Below are 18,671 nucleotides of genomic sequence, written 5' to 3'. Positions count from 1 at the left end.
CGGGTGGGACTGAAAGGGGCTGCCCGCTCGGCGAAGCACGGCGACGCAAGCACCGCAGCGAAGCGAGGAGCGCAGCGAGTCGCGCGAGCCGAGCGGGCAGGGGCTTTCACGGTGTTGCTGACCCTGTTCATCGCACTGTCTCTGAGACAATCTCGTACGAATCCCGGCACACACAGCCCGCTCCCGAACCCCTTTCTCCCACCCCTCACCACACGTCCCCGTGAGCTACCCCATCGCCCGCTACCTCGGCATCGACAGCACCGACACGCCCACCTTCACCGTAAACGACACACTCGCGTATCTCGCCGACACCACCGGCACACCGCAGGTCTACCGCCTCGACGAACCCGACAGCTACCCCGAGCGCCTGACCGCCCACGACGAGCGCGTCTCGTTCGTCGACGCCTCCCCCACCCGGGCGGAACTGATGTTCGGGATGGACGAGGGGAGCAACGAGCGCGACCAGCTCTACCGCTACGACCTCGCGACCGGCGAGGAGCACCAACTCACCGACCAGCCCGAGGCCAAACACCTCTGGGGCGGGTGGGGACCCGACGGCGAGCAGTTCGCGTTCGCCGCCAATCGGCGGCAGGGCGACACGTTCGACGTGTACGTACAGGGCCGCGACGCGGAATCGGCCGACCTCGTCTGGGAGGGGCCGGGCGGTTTCGTCGGCGTTGCGGCGTGGCACCCCGACGGCGACGCGCTCGTCCTGCAGGAGTCGAACTCCAGCGCGGATCAGGTGCTCTACTGGCTGGACATCGACGGCGGCGACGCCGAACGCCTGACCGACGCCGACGAGGCGGCGCGCTACCACCACGTCGCGTTCGGCCCCGACGGCGACCTGTACGCGGTGACCGACTACGGGGCGGAAACGGCGTACGTCGGCCGGATCGACCCCGCGGAGCGCGGCGATCGAGGGGTCGAGAGCGTCGAAACGGTCGAGCCGGGTCACGACGACTGGAACGTCGATTCGCTCCAGATCGACGCCGACAGCGGCCGGGCGGCGTACACCGTCAACGTCGACGGCTACTCGGAGACGTACCTCGGCGCGCTCTCAGACGACGGGAGCGAGATCGTCGATACCACCCAGCCGGACGTCCCTGAGGGCGTCGTCGCCGGCGTGGAACTCGGTCCCGACGGCGAGCTCGCGGAGATCGAGTTCAGCGCCGACGATCACCCGCACTCGGTGTACGTGGCCGGGACAGAATCCGGCGACACCGAGCGCTGGACGGCTCCGGGCACGCTCGGGATTCCGGAGGATCGGTTCCTGCGCTCCGAAACCATCCGCTACGAGACGTTCGACGGGCGGGAGATCCCCGCCTACTGGACGCTCCCCGAAGGCGTGAGCGAGGACGGCAGCGACGGACAGGTGCCGGTGATGGTCGACATCCACGGCGGCCCGGAACACCAGCGCCGGCCGTGGTTCTACCCGACGAAGCAGTACTTCCTGAATCAGGGGTACGCGGTGCTGGAGCCGAACGTCCGCGGCTCCTCGGGCTACGGGAAGACGTACACCCACCTCGACGATCAGGAGAAGCGCCTCGACTCGGTGAAAGACATCGAGTACGCGGTGAACTGGCTGGAGCGCCAGCCCGCGGCGGACACCGACCGCCTGATCGCCTACGGGCGCTCCTACGGCGGCTTCATGGTGCTCTCGGCGATCACGCAGTACCCCAATCTCTGGGCCGCCGCGGTGGATTTCGTCGGCATCGCGGACTTCCAGACGTTCCTCGAGAACACCGGCGAGTGGCGGCGCGAGCACCGCGCCGCGGAGTACGGGAGTCTGGACGATCCCGAACTGCTGGAGCGCATCTCGCCGATCCACGACGTGGACGAGATCCAGTGTCCGCTCTTTATCCAGCACGGCGCGAACGACCCGCGCGTGCCCGTGAGCGAGGCCGAGCAGATCGCTGAAGCCGTCGAGGCGCGGGGGATTCCGGTGGAGACGTGCATCTTCGAGGACGAGGGCCACCACACGACCGATCGGGAGAACCTGATCGAGGAGTTCGAACGGATTTCGGCGTTCTTGGAGGAGCACGTCTAAGTCGGTGGCTTTTCGAAGGAAGTGAGGAGATCCGACCGTACCGCGACCCCGAACAGCGACAGCGGCTCGATCGTTGACCACTTGCGACCGCACCGCCCCGCACAGCCCACGAGCCTCCCCAACCGATTCGCTCGTTCGCTCCGTTCGCTCGCTCGTCCCTCGCGCTCGGTCGGCGCACGGAGGCGCCGACGCTTCGCGCCACCGCACAGCCAAGCGGGAAACGGACGTGTCGGGACTGTTCTACTGTCGATCTACCACCCGGCGTCGATATCGCTTTTGAGCGCTTCGAGAATCTCCTCGGTCCCGTGGTCGATCACCTCGGCGACCGCCTCGGGGTCGGCGTTGGTCGGATCGCCCAGCCCGCCGAGGTCGGTCACGCGGTCGAAGTAGCCGTAGCTGGCCGTCTCGGGCATCTCTTTGGCGTTCTGTGGCTCCTTCTTCCCCTCCTTCACCAGATCCGGGCGGTAGTGCTCGATCACGCTGGTCTCGTGGTCGCCGGCGTGGCCCCAGCCCTCGCCGAACACCTCCTGCAGGCGCTCGCGGGCGAAGTCCGTCCAGTGGACGAAGTGAGTCGGGAGGTCGTACTCCCGGACGAGCCGGTCGGCCGCGTTCGATAGCGGCTCGCGGTTGCCGCCGTGGCAGTTGACGATCACGAACCGCTCGACGCCGTGGCGGGCGAGGCTGGCGCCGATCTCGACGATCGCGTCCTCGTAGGTCAGCGGGTCGAGCGTGATCGTCCCGGGGAAGTTCATGTGGTGCTCGCTCATCCCGTAGGGCATCGTCGGCAGGCGGACGAACTGCAGGTCGTGTTCGTCGGCCGCGTCGATCAGCTCCTCGGTCAGGTGCTCGGCGCGGAGCGTGTCCACCGAGACGGGCAGGTGGACCGAGTGCTGTTCGACGCTCCCCGTCCCCAGGAGCGCGGCGTCGGCGTCGGCGAAGGCGTCCTCGGCGTCCTCCCACGTCATCGTCGTCAGGTCGTCGTCGGTCTCGGGCATACGTGGCCGTGGGGCGGGCCGGGGCAAAGAGCTACGGGGACGGGCGACCCGCCCGCACCTTCTTCGGGCCGGGCGCCCGAGCGGCGGTATGTCCATCGACGCCGACACCGAACGCGAGATCGCCCGGCTCTGTCGCCGGGTCGTCCGCGAGGAGAACCTCCCCGGACTGAGCGTCGCGGTCACCGACGCCGACGACACCCTGTTCGCCGAGGGGTTCGGCTCCCGCGACCTCGCGGGGAACCGCCCCGCGACCCCCGAAACGCTGTACGGGATCGCCTCCTGTACCAAGTCGTTCGCCGGCGTCGCACTGCTGCAACTGGCCGAGAGCGGGATCTGTAACCTCGACGACCCCGTCTCCGCGTACACTCCGGTCGAGTTCGAGGAGCCGGAGCCGACGCTACACCACCTGCTGACGCACTCATCGGGGCTACCCTCGCTCGGCGTGAGCGAGACGCTGCTCGCCCGGCGGCTGCGGCTCCCGGATCCGAACGTGCCGCTGGGCGATATCGAGGACTTCTACGCCCACGTCGACGGCGCCGACGCCGAGCGAACCGACCCGCCGGGCGAACGCTTCGCCTACTGCAACACGGGCTACGCGCTGCTGGGCGAGACGGTCGAGTCGCTGACGGGCAAGCCGTTCGAGGAGTACGTCGCCGAGCACGTGTTCGAGCCGCTAGGGATGGAGCGCTCGACGTTCGACGACCACGAGTTCTCGATGGCCGACGACCACATGACCCAATACCGGCAGACCGAGGACGGGCTGATGGCGTCGTCGCTCCCGACCCGCGACATCGGCGCCGCGACGGGCGGCATCCTCACCTCGGTCTCGGAGATGGCGCAGTACCTCCGCCTCCACCTGAACGGCGGGGCGGCCGCGGGCGAGCGCCTGCTCGACGCGGAGACGCTCGCGCGAGCACACGAAGGGTACATCGACGTGCCGGGCACCTCTCCCGGCCGCGAGGGGCCGGACCGCCAGTACGGCTACGGCTGGTTCCGGGACGAAGGGTTCCTCGGTGATCGAACGCTGCTCGGCCACTCGGGATCGATCACCGTCTCCTCGGCGTATCAGGGGTTCCTCCCCGACGAGGGGGTCGGCGTCGCGCTGGCCGCGAACACCTCGCCGGCGTTCCCGCTGGGCGTCGTCGGCGAGGGCGTGCTCGCGACGGTGCTGGACGAGGATCCGGCGGAATCCGTGCCGTTCTTCCGCCTGCGCCGGCGCCACCGGCGACTCGCCGGGGAGTACAGCGCGTACGAGGGGGTGATGGGCGCGACCGTCGAGCGCGACGGCGCCACGCTCCGCGTGGACTTCGACCACCCGCTGAAGGACGGCGAGGCGGTACTGTTCCCGGCCGAGCCGGACGAATCCGACAGCCGGGACGCCGACGCAGTGTACCAGTACGAGACCGTCGATTCGGCGGGCCGGCGCGAACCGGTGGAGTTCCGAGTCGAGGACGGCGAGGCGTCACTACTGATCGACCGGTGGCGGCTGCGAGAAGCGCGCTGATTCGCGACCGGAACGCAGTTCTGTATCGTAGTATCCGATTTATCGGTTCGACACCTCGATCCGGTGCCACCCGGTGAAACGCACGAGAACAGTCCGAACACGTGGACTATCGGCCGAACTACTCCGTCGATTCCACGATCACGTCGCCGACCATCCCCATCCGCTCGTGGGGCTCGCAGACGTAGTGGTACTCGCCGGGCACCTCGAAGGTGAACTCGTAGGTGTGGCCCGTGTTGTGGATATCCGGCTCGCCGCCCCAGTCGGCGTCGGCGGGCTGGTCCCTGACGACGACGTTGTGGTTGGCCGATCGCCAGCGCCACTGGACCCGGGTGCCGGCCTCGATCCGGAGCGGTTCGTCCGTCCCCGGAGTGAAGACGGTGTCCCCGCTGGGACCGACCTCGACGACCGGGCCGTCGAAGCTGCTGGTCGGGGTCGCGTCGTCGCCGGAACAGCCGGCGAGTGCCGTCGCCGACGCGATCGCTGCGGTGCCACGGCGGAGGAACGCACGGCGTGAGCGTCGCATACGCGAGCGTGAGCGCGCGCGAGGAACATGTCTTCCGATCCCGGAGCGCGAAACGTTTAGGCCGGGGAGCAGTGTACTGCCGGTAGCGAATGGAACTCATCGTCACCGAGAAGGACAACGCGGCCCGTCGCATCGCGGAGATCCTCAGCGACGGCACCGCCGACGCCGAGCGGGTCAACGGCGTCAACGTCTACGGCTGGGGGGGCACGCGGGTGATCGGCCTCTCGGGCCACGTCGTCGGCGTCGACTTCCCGCCGGAGTACGACGACTGGCGGGACGTCGAGCCACACGAACTCATCGACGCGCCGATCGACACCGAACCCACGCAGGAGGCGATCGTCGCCGCGCTCCGGCGGCTCTCCCGCGACGCCGACCGCGTGATCATCGCGACCGACTACGACCGCGAGGGCGAACTCATCGGGAAGGAGGCGTTCGACATCGTCCGCGACGTCGACGAGTCGGTACCCATCGAGCGCGCGCGGTTCTCCTCCATCACCGAGAACGAGGTGCAGGAGGCGTTCGCGAACACGGGCGAACTCGACTTCGACCTCGCGGCCGCGGGCGAGGCGCGCCAGACCGTCGATCTGGTGTGGGGCGCCGCGCTCACTCGGTTCCTCTCGCTCTCTGCGGGCCAGCTCGGCGAGGACTTCATCTCCGTCGGCCGAGTGCAGGGGCCGACGCTGAAGCTGCTGGTCGACCGGGAGCGCGAGATCCAGGCGTTCGACCCCGACGACTACTGGGAGCTCTTCGCTGATCTCACGAAGGACGGCGGCTCCGGCTTCGAGGCGCAGTACTTCTACCTCGACGAGGACGGCAACGAGGCCCGCCGGATCTGGGACGAGGCCGCCGCCGAGACCGCCCACGAGGCGCTCGCCTCCGCCGACGGCGCCGCCGTCGAGGAGGTGAACCGACGGACCCGGACCGACGAGCCGCCGGCGCCGTTCAACACCACGCAGTTCATCCGTGCGGCGAGCTCGCTGGGCTACTCCGCCCAGCGCGCGATGAGCATCGCTGAGGACCTCTACACCGCCGGCTACATCACCTACCCGCGGACGGACAACACCGTCTACCCGGACGATCTGGACCCCGAGGAGCTGCTGGAGGCGTTCCGGGAGACGTTCTTCGGCGACAGCGTCGAGGAGCTGCTCGAACAGGACGAGATCTCGCCGACCGAGGGCGACGAGGAGACGACCGACCACCCGCCGATCCACCCGACCGGCGAGATGCCGACGGATCTGGACGACGACGAGTGGGAGGTGTACGAACTGGTCGTGCGACGCTTCTTCGCGACCTGTGCGCCCGCGGCGACGTGGGAGCACCTGCGCGTCGTCGCCGGCGTCGAGGGCGAGGTGTCGCTGCCCGCCGGCGGCGAGCGCGGCCTCTCGCTGAAGGCAAACGGGAAGCGCCTGCTCGAGGAGGGGTACCACTCAGTGTATCCCTACTCCTCGGCCGACGAGACCGTAGTGCCGGACGTGGCGACCGGCGAGGAGTTGGCGGTCAGCGACGTGCATCTCGACGCGAAGCAGACCCAGCCGCCGCGGCGCTACGGCCAGTCGCGGCTGATCGAGACGATGGAGGATCTCGGGATCGGCACCAAGTCCACCCGCCACAACACCATCGAGAAGCTGTACGACCGCAACTACGTGGAGGGCGACCCGCCCCGCCCCACGCAGTTGGCCCACGCGGTCGTCGAGGCCGCCGAGGAGTACGCCGACCACATCGTCAGCGAGGAGATGACCGCGCAGTTGGAGGCGGACATGCGCGCCATCGCCGCCGGCGAGAAGGGGTTCGACGAGGTGACCGAGGAGTCCCGCGAGATGCTGGAGGCGGTGTTCGAGGAGCTACGGGAGTCCCGCGAGGAGGTCGGGGACCACCTGCGGAAGTCGATGAAGGCCGACAAGATCCTCGGCCCGTGTCCGGAGTGCGGCGAGGACCTGCTCGTCCGGAAATCCCGCTACGGCAGCTACTTCGTCGGCTGTGACGGCTACCCCGACTGCGAGTACACGCTCCCGCTCCCGTCGACCGGCAAGCCGCTGATCCTCGACGAGGAGTGCGAAGAACACGGCCTGAACCGCGTGAAGATGCTCGCCGGACGGAAGACGTTCGTCCACGGCTGCCCGCTCTGCAAGGCCGAGGAGGCCGACGCCGAGGCGGACCGGGTCATCGGCGCCTGTCCGGAGTGTGGCGAGGAGCACGGCGGCGAACTCGCGATCAAGCAACTGCGTTCGGGCTCGCGACTGGTGGGCTGTACGCGCTACCCGGACTGTGACTACTCGCTGCCGCTGCCCCGCCGCGGCGAGATCGAGGTCACCGACGAGGAGTGCGAGGAGCACCACCTCCCGCACCTCGTGGTCCACGGCGACGACGACGAACCGTGGGAACTGGGCTGTCCGATCTGTAACTACCGGGAGTTCCAGGCCCGCGAGGCCGACTCCGAACTGGAGACCGTCGAGGGGATCGGCGAGAAGACCGCCGAGAAGCTCGAAGAAGCCGGCGTCGAGGACGTCGAGGGGCTGAAGGAAGCGGACCCGGACGAACTGGCGTCGAGCGTCGACGGCGTGAGTGCGGGGTCAGTGCGGGACTGGCAGGCGAAGGCGGATTAACTCCGAGCTTTTACTCGTCGGGTGGGCTTCGCCCACCACTCCTCGCAAAAGCTCGACCAAAAGAGCCCTCACTCGCTTCGCTCGTTCGCGAACAGCGTCGGTGTCCACGAAGGACTAGCAGTTCAACCGCAGCGCACCGCTACTCTCCCACGCTCTCCTCGACGATCTCGATCTCCTCGTCGGTCAGCCCGTACAGTTCGTACACGATCTCGTCGATCAGGTCGTCGGTGCGCTGGATCTTCGCGTCCAGTTCGTCGGCGCGCTCCTTCGTCTCGCGGTACCGTTCCAGTCCGTCAGCCACGTCGTCGACACGCGGGAGGGTGAGCGCGCGCAGGCGATCCACCAGCGAGTTCGTTTTCGTCGCCGTCTCGCGGAAGCCCGCGAAGCCGCCAGCCTCGTCGACGGCGACGGGGACGAACGCCGCGATCAGGTCGGCCTCGGTTTCGGTGAGGTCGGTGATCCGCAGCGCCGGCAGGAGATCGGTCTCGGTGTACCCCCACTGGTCGGTCTCGTGGGCGTCCTCGTCCTCGGGCTTGTACCGCGCAGTGAGGCGGATCTCCACCGTCGACGACGACTCGCGGACGACCTCGCAGTCGCCGACCCGGAGGTTCGGCTTCTGTTCTGCTGTTTGTTGGAGGATGGAGTCGGCGGCGTTCTCCGGGGGTTGGGTGAGGCCGATATCGGCGAGGGTCTGGCCGTCGTCGTAGGAACCGAGGTGATCAAGGAGATTGAGGTTGAGACTGTCCAGACGTGAATTTGCTTTGAGAATATTACTAGCAGCAGCAGATAGTAATTCGTCGGCAGTATGATTTTCATCTCCGAGACCATTCAGGGAGGATGATGGCTCAATAGAAGGATTCTGAGCCAGTTCTTCACTCGATGGGATGCCAAACGGGTACAGATAATCTCTTTTGAAAGTAAAGTAGCCACCTCGGAGTGCATACCCCGTCCTAGAGATGAAGAACCAGAGGAGATTACTATTTAGAAGTGCCAGCAGAGTTTCCTCCTCGATATCGACATTATCCCTCAGCAGAACACCATATACCTTGGTTTTATGATAAGTACTGTCACGATCCAGTGTGAAGTTCCCACCGTATCCAATTTCAGGAGTGAGGATTTTTTCTTGTTCGAATTTTGTTAGATTCTTGGGATAGACGTAGTCATACCACCTCTCGTGATCCATCTTTCCACCCTCCCTGCTTCGGAGCTTCTCCTCATGCTGCTTGAGATATTCATATGTGTTTGGGTAATTAGAAGCAAGTTCGGAACTGGAGATGAATTCTGCTGATGCGTCACCTTGGTCACCCCGAATTCGATAGGGGAATATGACCCGCCTATCGGTGCTAATTGATGCGTATCTATCCACATCTTCTCCTTTAAGGAATGGCTTTAGAATCTCCGACTCAAGTCGATACACCTCCCCATCTTCCTGGCTACGTACTAACTCATATTCCCCATCACTTCCTTCAGAGTTCATTAAGTAGACACTATCAGCGCTAGTCTGAAGACCAACATATACCTCAGCGATATCCTCCAGAGTCAAAGATTGTGCTTCAATAGAGTCCAGAACTTCAGTCTCCTGCTTCGAATTAAATACCCAAGATGATTCGTCATAGTCAGAAATTCCACGGAATTTATCTTGGTCTACGTTAAGGAGCTGGTCGGGAGAGAGCCGGGCATATTGAAAACTCTCTGTGGGAGTTTTTGAGAGAACCAAGATACAGGTATACACGGAAGCGCCGTCAAATACCTGCTCATGACCGAACGATACAATCTTTCTGAGAGAGTCATCCCCAGAGATGAACTGTCGAAGTCCCTTACCAGAGTTATTTCTGAAGAACTTGTGTGGCTGAATGAAACCTGCATATCCATCCCCTAGTAGCTGATACGATTTCTCAGTAAAGCAAACATACAGGTCGAAATTTCCAGTAGGGGACACATATTTATCAGAAATGTATGTAGCGAGGCGGGGAGAATTCGAACGTATATTCTGGATTCGCACATACGGTGGATTCCCGACAACCGCATCGAACCCAGCCCCGTCCTTTCGCTCCCCATCCATCCCAAAGAACACCTCAGGGAACTCCAGTTCCCAGTGGAAGAACTGCTCCTCCTCGGCCATCGCCTGCGCCGTCGTGTACCAGTCTTCGCTCTCGATCTCGGCCCAGTCGTCGGTGTCGTCGATGGCGTTCGCCATCTCCTTGTACGCGCCGTCGGGCACGTCGAGGTCGAAGCGCTCGGCGGTGTGGACGTTCGCCATCGCGAACAGGCGCTTGTAGAGGTCGTCTTCCCGGATCTCCTCGTAGAGATCCTCCATCCGCTTGGCCTGATCGACGGTGCGGTTCTCGATGTCCAGCAGGTCCTCCACGAGCTCCATCACGTGCTCCAGCGCCTGCCTGCGCGTGCGGCTGAAGTCGTCGAACAGGGTTGCCTGCTCCGTCCCGCTGGGTTCGTCCGTCCCGAGCACTTCCGAGATGTCGCTGCCGACGAGGGAGTTTCCGGACTTCAGGTGGTGGTCGAGGAACGCCAGCGGCTCGTCCGGGGCGAGCGTTTCCAGCCACATCGAGAGTTTCGCCAACTCCGTCGCCATCCCGTTGACGTCGACGCCGTAGATGCACTCCCGCGAGATGGTGCGCCTGATGTGCTTCTCGTCCCGGCCCTGCTCCTCCTGCTCGCGAACGACCTCCATCACCTGCTCGGTCAGGTAGCCCGTCGCCTTCGTGAGGAAGTGGCCCGACCCCATCGCGGGATCGAGGATTCGCAGGTCCTGCACGGCGCCGTAGAACCGCCCGAAGTACGCTTGGTCCGTCGGATCGAGGCCGTCCTCCCGAAGGTCCTCGCGAATCTCCTCCAGTAGCGGGTCGATCGTCTCCTCGACGATGTAGCTCACCACGTAGTCCGGCGTGTAGTACGCGCCCGTGGCCTTCCGCTCGCCCTCGTCGTTGACGACGTACAGTTCACCCTCGTCGACGGTTTCGACCGTATCGTCGTCGACCTCCGTCGCCGGCTTCCAGACCTGTCCGCCGTCGGCGCCGACCGCCGCGTAGTCTTCCGGCGCGATGCGGAACTCGTGTTCCAGCAGTCCCTCGTAGATCGTCCCGAGGTGGCGCGTATCGAGGTCGGCGTAGTCCGCCAGCGCGAACGATCCGTCCGCCGTCTCTGTCGTGCCGAGGCGATAGATCACCTCCGCGATGTAGCGGTCCGCGACCGCGTTCTCGGCGAGGAACTGGTGCTGCTCGCGGTCGAACAGGCCGCCGTTGTACGCCGAGATCCCCAGCGACTCCTCCCCGGCGTCGACGAGGCGGAACAGGTCCTGAAGCTGGGACCAGATGGTGCGGGAGTGCTCGCTGTAGTCGTCGAAGCTGTCTCCGCTCTCGATGCGGTCGTGAACGTCCAGCCGAATCTCGTCGAGGCTGAAGTTCTCCCGGAACTCCGCCCGGTCTTCGGGATCGTCGGGATCGATCAGATTGCGTGACTCGGCGTACAGCACGAACATCAGCCGGTAGAGCAGGACCAGCGACTGCTCTTTCAGCTCCGCCAGCGCCGCCTCGTCGTCCGGGTCGATGTCGAGATCGTTCGTCTCGACGAACCCCTCCCCGAGCACCCGCAGCGCGGTGAACACGTTGTCCTGCAGGTCCTCCCCGAGCTCCTGTGCGGCCGTCTCGCTCTCCGACCAGACCGTTTCGAGGAACGTACTCCCGCCGACCTCCCGGAACGCCTCGGGGCGGAAGAAGAGGTAGAAGTACTTGAACTCCTGCAGGTCCCCGGACTCCAGTATCTCCGGGAGGTCGACCTCGTAGTACGTCTCGGTCGCGTAGTCCTTCGTCCCGTAGAGCCGCCACTTCTTTCCGTCGGTCAGAATCCCCCACTGGAGCGACTCGGGCGTGTGTTCGAGGTAGTACTTCACCTGGTGGGACGCGTCGCGATACGATCGCTGTTCGCTGAACCGTTGGGTGAAGTCGGTGTCCCACTGCTTCGCTTCGAGCAGCGCGGCCGCACGCCCGAACGCGCCCGAGAGCTGCCCGTCCTGCTTCATCGACATCGCCTCCCGCCGGTCCGCGGCGTCGGGGTAGAGCACGCGGTCGATGTACCCGCCGGTGTCGGGTAGCGAGGTCTCCTGAATCGTGTCGTACCCCAGCGCGTCGAGAACCGGGTCGATCCACGACCCCAGCAGCGTGTCCTCGTTGTAGCCCGCGAGGAGTTCCCCTTCACCCTCCCAGAGCTCCCGGAGCTCCTCGAACACCGCCTCCGCCTCGTCGTCGCAGTCCCATTCCTCCAGATCGTCGACGCGCTCCTGCAGGTAGTAGCCCGAGAAGAGGTCCGAATTACGGTAGGGCGTGCTACCGAGCGTCGATTGGCTCATAGCTACGACTCCTTCCGAGGTGACAAGAAACTACGGGAGACGCCACCGGAGCCGTCACGCGGTTGCCCGGCACGAGCGAGCGTACGGGGGAGCCGCGACCGTCGCCGGGAGGGAACCACGGTCCGCGCCCTTTTTAGCCGGGGACCGAACATCGGACTCTATGACCGGCCCGTGGGCAGAGTGGGACCACGTTCTGAAGGTGGACCCCGACAAGGAACTGGTGGCAGGCGAGACGTTCGACGACGTCGCCGCGACGGGCACCGACGCGCTCGAGATCGGCGGGACGATGGACGTGACCAGCGAGAAGATGCAGCGGGTCGTCGACGCCTGCGCGGCCCACGACGTGCCGATCTACCAGGAACCCTCCAACCCCGGCGTCGTGATCGACCACGACGCGCTCGACGGCTACCTCGTCCCCACCGTCCTGAACGCCGGCGACCCGTTCTGGATCACCGGCGCGCACAAGGAGTGGGCCCGGATCGACGACGACCTCGACTGGGCCAACACCCACACCGAGGCGTACGTCGTCCTCAACCCCGACGCCTCCGTCGCCGAGTACACCGACGCCGACTGCGACCTGACCGCCGCGGACGTGGCGGCCTACGCAGGCGTCGCCGAGCGGATGTTCGGGCAGGAGATCGTCTACCTCGAGTACTCCGGCACGTACGGCGACCCCGAAACCGTCGCCGCCGCGGCCGACGAACTCGACGACGCGACGCTGTTCTACGGCGGCGGCATCCGCGACTACGAGAGCGCCCGCGAGATGGGCGAACACGCCGACACGGTCGTCGTCGGCGACCTGCTCCACGACGAGGGCGTCGACGCGGTGGCCGAGACCGTCGACGGCGCGAAGGACGCCTAAACCGTCCAGTCCTGCACCAAGAGCCGGTCGCGCTCGCCGTCGAACGCGACGTACAACTCCCCGGGGTAGGGCTCCGGGAGCGGGGTCGCACCGTCCAGCCGATCACGCAGCGCCGCCAGCGCGTCCGACTGGGGCTTGCACTCGTCGTAGACGTCGTCGCCGCGTGCGTCCCGGAGGATCTCTCGCTGGGAATCGGGAACGTCGCGCAGGTCGAGGAGGTACTCCTCGGCGAGGTGGGCCCGGAACGCCGCCTCGTCCTCGGCGACGTGCTCGACGGTGATCTCGTACGTCCGCCGCCGGATCGTCCGGGTCTGCTCGCCCGGGATCTCGACGCGGACAGCCCGGTTCTCCCACTCGACCCACGTCGTGTTCCCGATCAGCACCGAGCCGTCGCCGCCGTCGGGGTACGGGACCGAGTGGTTCCGGACGGTGAACTTCTTGATCGGCGCCCCCGCTTCCGGCCGGTCGGGGACCGCCATCCGGAACGCCCGCTGGTCGTTCGCGGGCAGCTCCGCGAACGGCACGAGCACAGCGTCGGTGGGGGTCTGTCCCGACCGCCACTTCGCGGAGAGCTCGAACGCCGGGACGTCGGTGGTGTCGACCTGCTCGCTGTAGGCCCGGTAGAACGCGCCGTCGTGGCGGACGAGCGTCGGCTCCTGAAACGGCGACGGCTCGTAGGTGCTCAGCCGTGTGCCGTCGTTCTCGACGGCGTCGGCGGCGGCGTCCTGCTGGCGGTCGACCAGCCAGCCGTCGAGTTCGGCGACCGGGTCGAACGACCGAACGTCGACGGTGACGCCCGAGCTACACGCCCTGCCGGCCATCCCGAGACAGCCGCCGGTCAGGAGCGAGGCCGCCAGCGCCAACGCGCCGCGTCGGTGGAGGGGCATAGCGGGGAACGAAGCGCCCCCGACATACTTCTTTCGTCAGCGTCGGGCACGGCCGCTCGGCCAGTTCCGCCCCCGAAACGCGGTGTTTAAAGACGCCCCGAGCGAACGCTCGTCCATGCAGGACCGAACCTACGCGGCGGACGTGGACGCCGGCGAGTCGGCCACGGTGGCCGGCTGGGTCCACGAGATCCGCGACCTGGGCGGCATCGCGTTCCTCATCCTCCGGGACAAGAGCGGCAAGCTCCAGATCAAGCTGGAGAAAGACGAGATGGACGACGAGCTGGTCGAGACCGGGCTGAACGTCCACCGCGAGTCGGTGCTCAAAGTCGCCGGCGACGTGAAGGAGGAGCCGCGCGCGCCGACCGGCTTCGAGCTCGTGCCCGAGTCGATCGAGGTCGTCGCCGAGGCCGACCCCGAGCTCCCGCTCGATCCCTCCGGGAAGGTCGACGCCGAGCTCCCGACCCGACTCGACAACCGCACGCTCGACCTTCGCAAGCCGGAGGTCAAGGCGATCTTCGAGATCCGCGCGGAGGTCATGCGCGCCGCCCGCGAGACGTTCCGCGACCTGAACGCCACCGAGATCAACACGCCGAAGATCGTCGCCACCGGGACGGAGGGCGGCACGGAGCTGTTCCCGATCACCTACTTCGGCGAGGAGGCCTTCATGAACCAGAGCCCCCAGCTGTTCAAGCAGCTGATGGCCGGCTCCGGCCTCGAGACGGTGTTCGAGATCGGCCCGATCTTCCGCGCCGAGGAGCACAACACGCCGCGACACCTCAACGAGGCGACCTCCATCGACTTCGAGTCGGCGTTCGCCGACCACCACGAGGCGATGGACGCCGCCGAGGAGATCGTCGTCTCCGTCTACGAGGCCGTCGCGGAGAACTGCGCGGAGCAGCTCGACCTGCTCGGCTACGACGACTTCGACGTGCCGGAGGGTGACTTCCCCCGCCTGAGCTACGAGGAGGCGATCGAGCGCATCAACGCCACCGGCGAGCTCGACGAGCAGCTCGTGTTCGGCGACGACCTCTCGACGGAGGCAGAGCGCGCGCTCGGCGAGGACGTGGGGACGTTCTACTTCATCACCGGCTGGCCCAGCGAGATCAAGCCGTTCTACATCAAGGATCAGGACGACGACGACTCGCTCTCGACGGGGTTCGACATGATGCACCCCCGGATGGAGCTCGTCTCGGGCGGGCAGCGCGAGCACCGCTACGAGAAGCTGGTCGAAGGGTTCGAACAGCAGGGGCTGGACCCCGAGCAGTTCGAGTACTACACCAAGATGTTCAAGTACGGCATGCCGCCCCACGCCGGCTGGGGGATGGGCGGCGAGCGGCTCGTGATGACGATGCTCGGACTGGAGAACATCCGCGAGGCCGTGCTGTTCCCGCGAGATCGCCAGCGCCTCTCGCCCTGAGAGGCGCCCGCGGCGAGCGGGAGCCAGAGAGACGAGCGGAGCGAGTCTTCTCGTGTTCCCGCGAGATCGTCAGCGTCTGAGTCCGTAGGACGAAGACCTGACGAGACGCGAGACGGAGTCTCGCGGAATCGCCAGCGCCTGAGCCCCGAAGGGCGAACGGCGAAACGCCTCCTCACTGATTTTCTGCGAACGTCGCAACCGAACCGCGAAAACGGGTCGCCAACTACTCCGTGTCGGCGGCGTCCACGTCGGTATCGGCGATCTCCTCGTCGACCTCGCCCGTGTCGTCCTCGTAGTACTCCTCGGTCACCGTCACCCGGGCGCGCTTGATGCGCGTGGTGTCGACCTCCTCCACCCGGATGCGGATGCCGTCGTACTCGATCGTCTCGCCCTCCTCGACCAGCCGGCCGGCGCGGTTGAAGATGAAGCCGGCAAGCGTCTCGAACTCCTCGCCTTCGGGGAGGTCGACGCCGAGTTCCTCGTTCACCTCGTCGATGTTGACCTCGCCGCGGATCAGCGCGGTGTCGTCGTCGACAAACTCGATGGCCTGCTCCTCGTCGCCCTCGAGGATGTCGCCGACGATCTCCTCGACCATGTCCTCCATCGTGAGCAGCCCCTCGGTGGTGCCGAACTCGTCGATGACGATCACCATCCGGAGGCGGTTGTCCTGCATCTCCTCGAGCAGCTCGTCGACGTTCTTCGACTCGGGGACGTGTAGCGTCGCCTGAACGAGATCCTCGAGCACCGGGTCGCCCTCGCCGTAGTGGGCCGCTCGCACCAGATCGCGGATGTTCACGACGCCGATGATGTTGTCGAGGTTCCCCTCGTAGACGGGGATGCGCTCGTGGTCGGACTGGATGCACTCCTCGATCGCCTCCTCGACGGTGGCGTCTTTCGGCACCGCGGTCATGTCCAGCCGCGGGGTCATCACCTCCTTGGCGATCGTCTGGTTGAACCGGAAGATGCGCTGGAGCATCTCCCGTTCCTCCTCGTCGATGACCCCCTCGCGCTCCCCGGTCTGGATCATGTTCTGGATCTCGTCACGGGTGACGTAGGAGTCCTCGATCGCCGAGCCGCCGCCGGTGACGCGGTTGATCACCTGCGTCAGGTAGTCGAAGACGACGATCAGCGGGAGCAGCAGCCGCTCGGCCCACTTCAGCGGACGGGCGATCCGCAGCGACCACGACTCGGTGTTCTCGACGGCGTAGGACTTCGGAGCGCTCTCGCCGAACAGCAGCACGACCGTCGTGATCCCGAACGTCGCCGCCAGCACCGCCTGCCCCTCCGAGAGGTAGAAGCCGAACAGCCACGTCGCGATCGAGGACATCGCGACGTTGGCGATGTTGTTGCCGACGAGGATCGTCACCAGCAGCCGGTGGGGGTCGGCGAGGAGGTCCTGCACCAAGTTCGCGCCGGGGACCCCCTCCTCGACGAGCGAGTCGACGCGGTGGCTCTCCAGCCCGAACATCGCGATCTCCGAGGAGGAGAAGAAGGCGGAGAACCCGATGAGGACGACCAGCATGGCGACGCCGAACACCGTCTTGGCCTCCTGTCCGAACGCCGGTAGCTGCAGAACGCCCCTGCTAAGGGCGAAGGTGACCGTGGGAAGCAAGCCCATTTCCCGTCGTGATTATTGGGCATCCGGATTAAGCGTTCCCCTCCCGTGTGAGACCCGCCGGTTTCCGGCCCGCTCGGGGGCGTGCCACCAGTGCCGTCGCCGACGACTTTAGGCGCCGGGCGTCCGTAGCGTGAGCCATGTCCGAGGACCCACCGATCACGCTCTACCGGCTCCAGGCCTGCCCGTTCTGCGAGCGGGTCGTCCGCAAACTGGACGAGTACGGCCTCGACTACCAGTCGCGGTTCGTCGAGCCGATGCACTCCGACCGGGACGTTGTCAAGCGCATCAGCGGCAAGCGCTCGGTGCCCGCCATCGTCGACGAGAACACCGGACTCACCATGTCCGAGTCGGGCAACATCGTCGAGTACCTCGAGAAGACCTACGGGGGTGAGGCCTGATGGCGATGGGACTGGACTTCGAAGTCGTCGACCTGCCCGACGCCGACCACCCCGAGGTCGGCGACGAGGCACCCGACTTCACCCGCCCGCTGGTGAACGAGGAGTTCTGGGAGGACCGCTCGCTCGCCTCGCTCGTCGACGACGGTCCCGTGCTGCTGGTCGCCCACCCGATGGACGGCGCGTTCCCCGCCACCTACGTCTGGAACGAGATCGACGACCGCGGGTGGACCGACGAGGTCGACGTGGTCGGACTCTCGATCTCCTCGCCGTACGAGCACAGGGACCTGCTCGCCGAGCGCGGCGAGGAGGCACGGCTGTTCTCCGACCCCGACGCTGGCGTCGCCGAGGCGTACGGCATCGAGCACGACCTCGACGGGATGACCGGGATCACCGAGCACCGCCCCGCCGTCTTCCTGATCGACGGCGACCGAACGATCGAGTACGCGTGGGTCGCCGAGACGTGGCCGGACTTCCCCGACTACGACGAGGTCGAGGCCGCGATCGAGTCGCTGTAGGCTGTATCGCTCGCTTTTTTCCCGCCGCCCCCGGAGTCGGGGTATGCGCGACGACCTCGTTCAGGCCACCAGCATGCTCGCGATGGGCGAGCTGGCGGTCTACCCGACCGACACCGTCTACGGGCTGGGCGCCGACGCCATCGCCGCCGACGCCGTCGAGCGCGTCTACGACCTCAAGGGCCGCTCGCGGGACGACCCGCTCTCGATGGCGGTGCCCGACGTGGAGGAGGCGCTCGAACACGTCACCGCGACCGAGCGCGAGGAGGCGTTCATGCGCGAGTTCCTCCCCGGCCCGGTCACGGTCGTCCTCGAGCGGCAGGACCACGTGCCGGACGCGCTGACCGCCGGGCGGGACCGCGTCGGGATCCGCATTCCGGACCACGACCTCGCGCTCGACCTGCTCTCCGAGTTCGCGCCGATCACGGCCACCAGCGCGAACCGCAGCGGCGCGGCCAACGCGACCCATCCCGACGAACTCGACGACGCGATCCGTGAGGGCGTCGGTGCCGTCGTCGACGGGGGCGAGCTCCCGGGCGGCGAGAGCACGGTCGTCGACCCCGGGAACGACGAGATCCACCGCCGCGGCCGGGGGGCCGACGAGGTCGAGCAGTGGCTGGCCGAGCACTGAGCGACCCCATCGGCGCTCAAAGCCCCAACAGCGACCGGAGCGACCGACTCTTCACCCCACACGTCTCCCGGTACTCACACGACTCGCACTTCGCGTCATCGTCGAGCCGCGGCGGCGGCCCGTCGAGCGTCTCCACCGTCCGGAGCAGCTCCCGGTAGCGGGCCTTCTTCCGGGTGGTGAGCCGGACGGTCCGAACCACGCCCGCGGCGGGGTACTCCACGACGGCGCGCGGAACCGCGCGTTCGCGCTCCCACGCGAGCGCCTTCGCCAGCGCGACCGCACGGACCGACTGTGGCTCCCAGACGCCCGCG

General features: G+C 66.4%; 14 protein-coding genes. 8 read left to right on the top strand and 6 right to left on the bottom strand.

Annotated features, from left to right (window positions below):
- Positions 1-220: 220 nt before the first annotated feature.
- Positions 221-2,047 carry a S9 family peptidase gene (locus tag ACFR9S_RS10545; RefSeq protein ID WP_379818586.1) on the top strand — a complete coding sequence of 609 codons (1,827 nt, stop codon included), beginning with the start codon at positions 221-223 and terminating at the stop codon, positions 2,045-2,047.
- A gap of 251 nt (positions 2,048-2,298) precedes the next feature.
- On the opposite strand, the gene ACFR9S_RS10540 is transcribed toward ACFR9S_RS10545, so the two are convergent.
- The gene (locus tag ACFR9S_RS10540) at positions 2,299-3,042 is read right to left on the bottom strand and encodes a creatininase family protein (protein ID WP_379730604.1); all 744 of its coding nucleotides are present in this window, start codon (positions 3,040-3,042) and stop codon (positions 2,299-2,301) included.
- An 88-nt stretch (positions 3,043-3,130) separates the two neighbouring features.
- Between ACFR9S_RS10540 and ACFR9S_RS10535 the strand changes: the two genes are divergently transcribed.
- Positions 3,131-4,546: a serine hydrolase gene (locus ACFR9S_RS10535; RefSeq protein WP_379730602.1), complete on the top strand. Its 1,416-nt coding sequence runs from the start codon at positions 3,131-3,133 to the stop codon at positions 4,544-4,546.
- 118 nt (positions 4,547-4,664) lie between these two features.
- Here ACFR9S_RS10535 and ACFR9S_RS10530 read toward each other — a convergent pair whose 3' ends face one another.
- Entirely contained in the window at positions 4,665-5,069 is a 405-nt protein-coding gene (locus tag ACFR9S_RS10530) for a plastocyanin/azurin family copper-binding protein (protein ID WP_379730601.1), read from the bottom strand.
- Between the two features lie 89 nt (positions 5,070-5,158).
- Between ACFR9S_RS10530 and ACFR9S_RS10525 the strand changes: the two genes are divergently transcribed.
- Positions 5,159-7,672, top strand: a complete 2,514-nt coding sequence (locus ACFR9S_RS10525; RefSeq protein ID WP_379730600.1) for a DNA topoisomerase I — start codon at positions 5,159-5,161, stop codon at positions 7,670-7,672.
- A gap of 139 nt (positions 7,673-7,811) precedes the next feature.
- Here ACFR9S_RS10525 and ACFR9S_RS10520 read toward each other — a convergent pair whose 3' ends face one another.
- A complete protein-coding gene (locus ACFR9S_RS10520) occupies positions 7,812-12,035 on the bottom strand; it encodes an Eco57I restriction-modification methylase domain-containing protein (RefSeq protein WP_379730599.1) in 4,224 nt (1,407 codons plus the stop codon).
- A 160-nt stretch (positions 12,036-12,195) separates the two neighbouring features.
- Between ACFR9S_RS10520 and ACFR9S_RS10515 the strand changes: the two genes are divergently transcribed.
- On the top strand, positions 12,196-12,897 hold the full coding sequence (locus ACFR9S_RS10515; RefSeq protein WP_379730598.1) for a phosphoglycerol geranylgeranyltransferase: 702 nt from the start codon (positions 12,196-12,198) through the stop codon (positions 12,895-12,897).
- Here the strand turns inward: ACFR9S_RS10515 and ACFR9S_RS10510 are convergent.
- Complete coding sequence (locus tag ACFR9S_RS10510; protein WP_379730597.1) at positions 12,894-13,784, bottom strand: hypothetical protein; 891 nt, start codon at positions 13,782-13,784, stop codon at positions 12,894-12,896. The two genes, ACFR9S_RS10515 and ACFR9S_RS10510, sit on opposite strands and share 4 nt — an antisense overlap.
- A 115-nt stretch (positions 13,785-13,899) precedes the next feature.
- On the opposite strand from ACFR9S_RS10510, the gene aspS reads away from it, so the two are divergent.
- Entirely contained in the window at positions 13,900-15,201 is a 1,302-nt protein-coding gene (gene aspS / locus ACFR9S_RS10505; protein ID WP_379730596.1) for an aspartate--tRNA(Asn) ligase, read from the top strand.
- A gap of 223 nt (positions 15,202-15,424) precedes the next feature.
- Here the strand turns inward: aspS and ACFR9S_RS10500 are convergent, their stop codons facing one another.
- On the bottom strand, positions 15,425-16,819 hold the full coding sequence (locus ACFR9S_RS10500; protein ID WP_379730595.1) for a hemolysin family protein: 1,395 nt from the start codon (positions 16,817-16,819) through the stop codon (positions 15,425-15,427).
- Positions 16,820-16,956: 137 nt separating this feature from the next.
- Between ACFR9S_RS10500 and ACFR9S_RS10495 the strand changes: the two genes are divergently transcribed.
- Genes ACFR9S_RS10495 through ACFR9S_RS10485 form a run of 3 tightly spaced genes read left to right on the top strand, consistent with a single transcriptional unit; the run spans position 16,957 to position 18,360 of the window.
- Positions 16,957-17,217, top strand: a complete 261-nt coding sequence (locus tag ACFR9S_RS10495; protein WP_379730594.1) for a glutaredoxin family protein — start codon at positions 16,957-16,959, stop codon at positions 17,215-17,217.
- A 5-nt stretch (positions 17,218-17,222) separates the two neighbouring features.
- Positions 17,223-17,732 carry a redoxin domain-containing protein gene (locus ACFR9S_RS10490; protein WP_379730607.1) on the top strand — a complete coding sequence of 170 codons (510 nt, stop codon included), beginning with the start codon at positions 17,223-17,225 and terminating at the stop codon, positions 17,730-17,732.
- Between the two features lie 43 nt (positions 17,733-17,775).
- Positions 17,776-18,360: an L-threonylcarbamoyladenylate synthase gene (locus ACFR9S_RS10485; RefSeq protein WP_379818584.1), complete on the top strand. Its 585-nt coding sequence runs from the start codon at positions 17,776-17,778 to the stop codon at positions 18,358-18,360.
- A 16-nt stretch (positions 18,361-18,376) separates the two neighbouring features.
- On the opposite strand, the gene ACFR9S_RS10480 is transcribed toward ACFR9S_RS10485, so the two are convergent.
- Positions 18,377-18,671 (bottom strand): CRISPR-associated protein Cas4 (locus ACFR9S_RS10480; protein WP_379818583.1); only part of this gene is annotated, 295 nt, incomplete at its 5' end.

Source organism: Halolamina salina (assembly GCF_042678005.1).
Lineage (GTDB): Archaea > Halobacteriota > Halobacteria > Halobacteriales > Haloferacaceae > Halolamina > Halolamina salina.
The sequence above is the reverse complement of the archived record's forward strand: the minus strand, read 5'-3'. Positions and strand labels throughout refer to the sequence as shown.